Here is a 5,407-nt window from a genome sequence, read left to right as displayed (position 1 = left end):
CGCTGCAGGATGAAGTGCTGGCGCTTGCCGCGCGCACCGGCGCGACGGTGCTGTTCATCACCCATGACCTCGAAGAGGCCATCTATCTCGGTGACCGTGTCATCGCGATGCGGCCTAATCCCGGCCGGTTCGACGTATCATTCGCCATCGATCTGCCGCGGCCGCGCGATCAGCTGACGACAAGGGAGCAGCCGGACTTCCTGAGGCTTCGCCGCGAACTCTTCGATGTGATCAAGGACGTCGAACATTGAGCAAGGACAAACAGCGCTTCGGATGGCGCGGGCTTGTCCTGCCGGTCGGCTTTCTCGTTGCCGCGGAGACCGCAATGCGCGCCACCGGCTGGGAAAGCTCGTTGCTCGCCGCGCCTTCAGCAATTGCAGTTGCGTTCGCCACCGCCCTGGCCGATGGCACGATTGCAACGGCGACATTGCAGACGCTCGCGACCTCGCTCGGCGGCCTTGCCCTCGGTGCCGGTCTGGGTCTTGCCATCGGCATCCTTCTTGGCCTTGTGCGAACGGCAGACCGGCTGCTGGAGTTCTCTATCGAAGCGTTTCGGCCGATCCCTGCGGTTGCGCTGATCCCGATCGCGCTCCTCGTTTTCGGTTTCGGTTTCCGCATGGAGATCGCGATCGTCGCCTTCGCGGCGCTGTGGCCGATCCTGATCCTCACCCGCGCCGCGGTGGCCGGCGTCGAGCCGCGGCTGATCCAGGTCGCACGCGCTCTCGGCTTTGGCCCCGCCGCACGGGTCTGGAAGATCGTGCTGCCGGCGGCGCTGCCGCGGATTTTCGTCGCGTTCCGGCTGGCCGCCGGGATCGCGTTGATCGTCGCCGTCACCGTGGAGATCGCCGCCAATCCGATCGGGCTTGGCTACAACATGATGCTCGCCCAGCAGACGCTTCGGCCTGAATTGATGCTGGCGCTGCTTCTGTGGCTCGGCATTCTCGGATGGGGGCTTAATCAGGCGATGGTGTGGTCGCAGAAGCGGCTGTTCGGACCGGCAGCGATGGTGCGGATCGACCCATGACCGCCCTCCCGACCCTGAACCGGATCGGCTGGCTGCTCGCGAGTATCGGCGTCGGCCTGTTGTTCATTGCCCTGTGGTACGCCGTTGCAAAGGCACGGCTTGTGTCGCCGGTCTTTCTGCCCGGCCCGGAGCGCGCCTGGGATGCGCTGGTTTACGGCCTCACCGAGGGCGATCTGCGCGAGAAGACCTGGGCCACGATCGAGCGCATGCTCTATGGCTGGCTCCTGGCGTCGCTCGTCGGAATCCTTCTCGGCGCTCTGATCGGCGTCTCGCAAGCCGCTCGCGCCTATGTCGAACCGACGCTGGAATTCCTGCGGCCGTTGCCCGCCTCGGCGATGATGCCGGTCGCGATCGCGATCCTCGGTCTCACCGACGCAATGGTGCTGGCGGTGATCGCGTTCGGCGCGCTCTGGCCCATGCTGCTCGCCACGGTGCACGGCTTTGCGGCTGTCGAGCCGCGACTCTACCAGGTCAGCCGCGCGCTCGGTTTATCCCGCCGCGAGGTGATCTGGAAAATCGCGCTGCCGAGCGCCATGCCCGACATCCTCGCTGGCATGCGGGTTGGCCTGACGATTGCGCTGATCCTCGCGGTGGTGGGCGAGATGCTCGCGAGCCGTCCTGGCCTTGGCCAGGCGATCCTGTTGGCTGCGCGCTCCTTCCAGTCCGCCGATCTCTATGCCGGCGTGATCCTGCTTGGCGCCATCGGCTATGTCAGCGGCACGCTCCTGTCCGCCGTCGAAGCGCACCTCTTGCGGTGGCGCAACGCGCACACCTGAGGTGTATCGAAGCGCGGATCAGACCGTTACTTCTCGCGGAACGCGCGATTGGCGTGGTCGGTGATCGGCTTCATCAGATAGGAGAGAACCGTCCGCTCGCCGGTCTGGACGAACGCCTCGACCGGCATTCCGGGCACGAGCTTCACGTCGCCGAGCCGCGCCACCTGATCCGGGGGGAGGGCGATGCGGATGGTGTAATAGCCGATGCCGGTGCGCTGATCGGTCGTGATGTCGGCTGAGATCCGCGACACCGTGCCGTCGATTTGGGGCGTGGTTTGCTGGTTGAAGGCGGTGAAGCGCAGGATGGCCTTCTGGCCGATCTGCAGCTGGTTGATGTCCTGCGGATTGACCTTGGCTTCGACCGTGAGGTTGTCGGCCGCCGGCACGATCAGCATGATCGTGTCGCCGGCGGAGATCACGCCGCCGACCGTGTGGACCGTCGACTGGAACACGGTGCCGGCTTGCGGTGCGCGGATGTCGATGCGGCGCAGCTGATCTTCGGCGGTGACCTTGCGTTCGACGAACTCGCCGATCTTGGCATCGACGTCGCGCATTTCCTTCGCGACTTCGCTCGACAGCTCCTGGTCGATCTGGATGATCTGCAGTTCCAGTTCGGAGATCTTTCCCTTGGCCTGCGCGGTGGTCGCGATCAGCTGGCCGCGCTCGCCCTGCAGGCGCGTGGCCTCGCGCTCGAGCTGGGTCAGCCGGTTCATCTGGATCAGGTTCTTCTTGAACAGGTCGCGGACGCCTTCGAGCTCGCGCTCGATCAGCTCGATTTCCTTGGTCTTGGCATTCTGCTGCGCCGAAAGGCCGGTGATCTCCTCTTGCAGCTGCCCGATGCGCTGGCGCAATTGAGACTTCTGGCCGTCGCGCGCGGTGCGGCGCAATTCGAACAGCTTCTGTTCGCTGTCGAGGATCGACTGGACATCGGCAGTCGCGTTCTCCGCAAGCCATGACGGGAACTTGATGGCGGATGCGTTGTCGCGCTCGGCTTCGAGCCGGGCCTTGCGTGCGGACAATTCGTTCAGGCCGCGCGTCACGATCGCGAGATTGGCGCGCGTCACCGTCTCGTCGAGGCGAACGACAATATCGCCTTCCTTGACCGAGTCGCCGTCACGCACGCGCACCTCACCGACGATGCCGCCGGTCGGATGCTGCACGCGCTTGACGTTGGAATCGACGACGATTTGTCCGGGCGCGATCAGGGCGCCGGACAATTGCGCCGTGGCGGCCCAGCCGCCGAACCCGATCACGAGGATGCCGACGACAAGGGCGCCGGCCACGATGTGGCGGCGGATCGAGGGGTGTGCTGCGGAACGCGGTGTCATGCAGGGCCTCGTCCGGGAATGACTTGGAGCGGCTGCACGGCAGGTGGCGGAGCGGGCGGAGCGGGTGGCACGGGCGGCGCCGTCGGCGCACCCGGGCGCTGCAGAACCTTGGCGAGGACCTGGTCCTTCGGACCCACCGGATGCTGCATGCGGCCCCCGCCCATCACGAGGATCAGGTCGACGGCTTCGAGGGCGCTCGGGCGATGCGCCACGATCACGGCGATGCCGCCCCTCTTGCGCACGCTCATCACCGCGCGGGCCAGCGCCTCGTCGCCTTCATAATCGAGGTTGGAATTGGGCTCATCCAGCACCACCAGGAACGGATCGCCATAGAGCGCGCGGGCAAGCGCAATGCGCTGAGCCTGACCGGCCGACAGCGCGCTGCCCTGTTCGCCGACTTCAGTCTCGTAGCCGTCCGGAAGCTTGACGATCAGGTCGTGCACGCCTGCGGTCTTGGCGGCGTTGATGATCGCCTCGGGATTGGGCTCGCGCTCGAACCGCGAAATATTCTGGGCGACGGTTCCGGCCAGCAATTCCACATTCTGCGGCAGGTAGCCGATATGCTTGCCCAGCGCGTCCGGCATCCATTGATCGAGGGCGGCGCCATCGAGCCGCACATGGCCGCGGATCGGCTGCCACAGCCCGACGATCAGCCGCGCCAGCGACGACTTGCCCGACGCGCTCGGCCCGATGATGCCGAGGCCGTTGCCGGCGCGGAGCACGAAGCTGACATCCTGGACGATGATCTTCTGGACGCCGGGGGGCGCAGCCGCGACATTTTCGACCGCGAGGCTGGCGCGCGGCGCTTGCAGGGGCATGACGTCGCGCTGCGTCGGGAACAGGGAGAGGAGGCGGTTCAGCCGCTCCCAGCCCTGTCGGGCGGCCTGGAAGCCCTTCCAGTTGGCGATGGCGAGATCGACCGGGGCAAGGGCGCGGGCCGACAGGATCGACCCCGCGATGATGATGCCCGCCGAGGCCTGCTGGTTGATCACGAGCCAGGCGCCGACCGCGAGCACCCCTGACTGGATCATCATGCGCAGCGACTTGGACAATGCGCCAAGGCCGCCGGCGACGTCGCTCGACTTGCGGTGGCTCGACATATAGCGCCGGTTCGCCTCGGCCCAGCGCCCGGAGATTCGCCCCAGCATGCCCATCGCCGAAATCGCTTCGGCATTGCGGATCGAGATTTCCGCAAGGCCATTGCGCGCGAGCGCCGCCTGGGTCGCGTCCTGCATCGGCTTGCGGGTCCAGATCTCGGTAAACACCGTCAGTCCCACCAGGATGATGGCTCCGAACAGGGCCGCGAGCCCGATCCAGAAATGGAAGAACAAAAAGCAGATCGCGATATAGATCGGCAGCCAGGGCAGGTCGAAGAAGGCGATCGGCCCCGAGCCGGACAGGAAGGCGCGCACATTGTCGAGGTCGCGCAGCGGCTGCAGGCCGTCGCTGCGATTGCCGGACCGCAGCGGGATTTTCACGAGGGTCTCGTAGACGCGGCCGCTCAGCGCCTCGTCGAGGCTGGCGCCGATCCGCACCATGATCCGCGACCGGATGACGTCGATGACCGCCAGCATGCCGAACAGAAAGGCGGCGATGACGCACAGGCCGATCAGGGTGGGCACCGAGCGGCTCGGGATCACCCGGTCATAGACCTCCAGCATGAAGACCGAGCCGGTCAGCATCAGCACATTGCTGACGGCCGAGAACAACCCGATCGCGATCAGCGCGCTGCGGCAGGCGGCGAGCGCCGCCGACAGCTCGGACCGTGGGGAGGCAGGTGTCGCGGGATGGCTCGACATGGCAGCCTTGGTTGCGGACTCCGCGTTAGACCGCCGGTTCCGGCCCTACGCCGCTCGCCCGCCGGGGTTTACCGCAAACAACAATATGACATGCAAATGCGAGTCTTGTCGCCCCGGCGGTTCAGAGCGTTGCATGGTCAGCCATAGGGGTTGCCCTCGATGCGTTAGACGTAGAGAGGAAACGAAAAGTGCTGCTCTGTCAGAAAATTTGGGTCGACACCGAGCAATGTCACCGAACCCGCTTCCCCGAAATCGATTACGGCGTTGCCGGCCGTATATTCGATATCCAGATCGCCGATACTATCGGCCGGCAAACCTGAGATCAGGATGAGATCGTCATAGACGCTGAAATTCTGGATGGTGTCGGCCCCGATTACGGCATCGTCGTTGAAGTCAAAGATGAATGTATCGCTGCCGTAGCCGCCATCCATCGTGTCATTGCCGGCGCCGCCGATCAGGATGTCATCGCCGGCGCCGCCG

Annotated in this window: 5 protein-coding genes and 1 pseudogene; 3 read left to right on the top strand and 3 right to left on the bottom strand. The window is 65.6% G+C overall.

The annotated features are described in order from the left end of the window. From VN004_RS16050 to VN004_RS16040, 3 genes and pseudogenes are all read left to right on the top strand, one after another. Positions 1–251: pseudogene (locus tag VN004_RS16050) on the top strand (ABC transporter ATP-binding protein); the annotation flags it as partial. Continuing rightward, positions 248–1,024, top strand: coding sequence for an ABC transporter permease (locus VN004_RS16045; RefSeq protein WP_325612059.1), 777 nt, complete (start codon positions 248–250; stop codon positions 1,022–1,024). The pseudogene VN004_RS16050 and the gene VN004_RS16045, both read left to right, overlap by 4 nt. Beyond that, complete coding sequence (locus VN004_RS16040) at positions 1,021–1,800, top strand: ABC transporter permease (protein WP_325612057.1); 780 nt, start codon at positions 1,021–1,023, stop codon at positions 1,798–1,800. The genes VN004_RS16045 and VN004_RS16040 overlap by 4 nt, the downstream gene beginning before the upstream one ends. A gap of 26 nt (positions 1,801–1,826) precedes the next feature. Here VN004_RS16040 and VN004_RS16035 read toward each other — a convergent pair whose 3' ends face one another. The 3 genes from VN004_RS16035 to VN004_RS16025 form a co-directional block, all read right to left on the bottom strand. Next, entirely contained in the window at positions 1,827–3,128 is a 1,302-nt protein-coding gene (locus tag VN004_RS16035) for an HlyD family type I secretion periplasmic adaptor subunit (RefSeq protein WP_325612055.1), read from the bottom strand. Beyond that, complete coding sequence (locus VN004_RS16030; RefSeq protein WP_325612052.1) at positions 3,125–4,927, bottom strand: type I secretion system permease/ATPase; 1,803 nt, start codon at positions 4,925–4,927, stop codon at positions 3,125–3,127. The genes VN004_RS16035 and VN004_RS16030 overlap by 4 nt, the downstream gene beginning before the upstream one ends. Before the next feature lie 164 nt (positions 4,928–5,091). Beyond that, positions 5,092–5,407, bottom strand: a 316-nt coding sequence (locus VN004_RS16025) for a M10 family metallopeptidase C-terminal domain-containing protein (protein ID WP_414710327.1), incomplete at its 5' end; no start/stop codon positions are given.

Origin of the sequence: Pseudorhodoplanes sp. (genome assembly GCF_035565855.1) — a bacterium.
GTDB lineage: Bacteria > Pseudomonadota > Alphaproteobacteria > Rhizobiales > Xanthobacteraceae > Pseudorhodoplanes.
This window is presented reverse-complemented; position numbering and strand designations above follow the sequence as displayed.

Excerpts from the sequence above, each read along its gene's own strand:
- VN004_RS16040 (WP_325612057.1), top strand. The coding sequence starts at position 1,021 with ATGACCGCCCTCCCGACCCTGAACCGGATCGGCTGGCTGCTCGCGAGT.
- VN004_RS16035 (WP_325612055.1), bottom strand. The coding sequence starts at position 3,128 with ATGACACCGCGTTCCGCAGCACACCCCTCGATCCGCCGCCACATCGTG.
- VN004_RS16030 (WP_325612052.1), bottom strand. The coding sequence starts at position 4,927 with ATGTCGAGCCATCCCGCGACACCTGCCTCCCCACGGTCCGAGCTGTCG.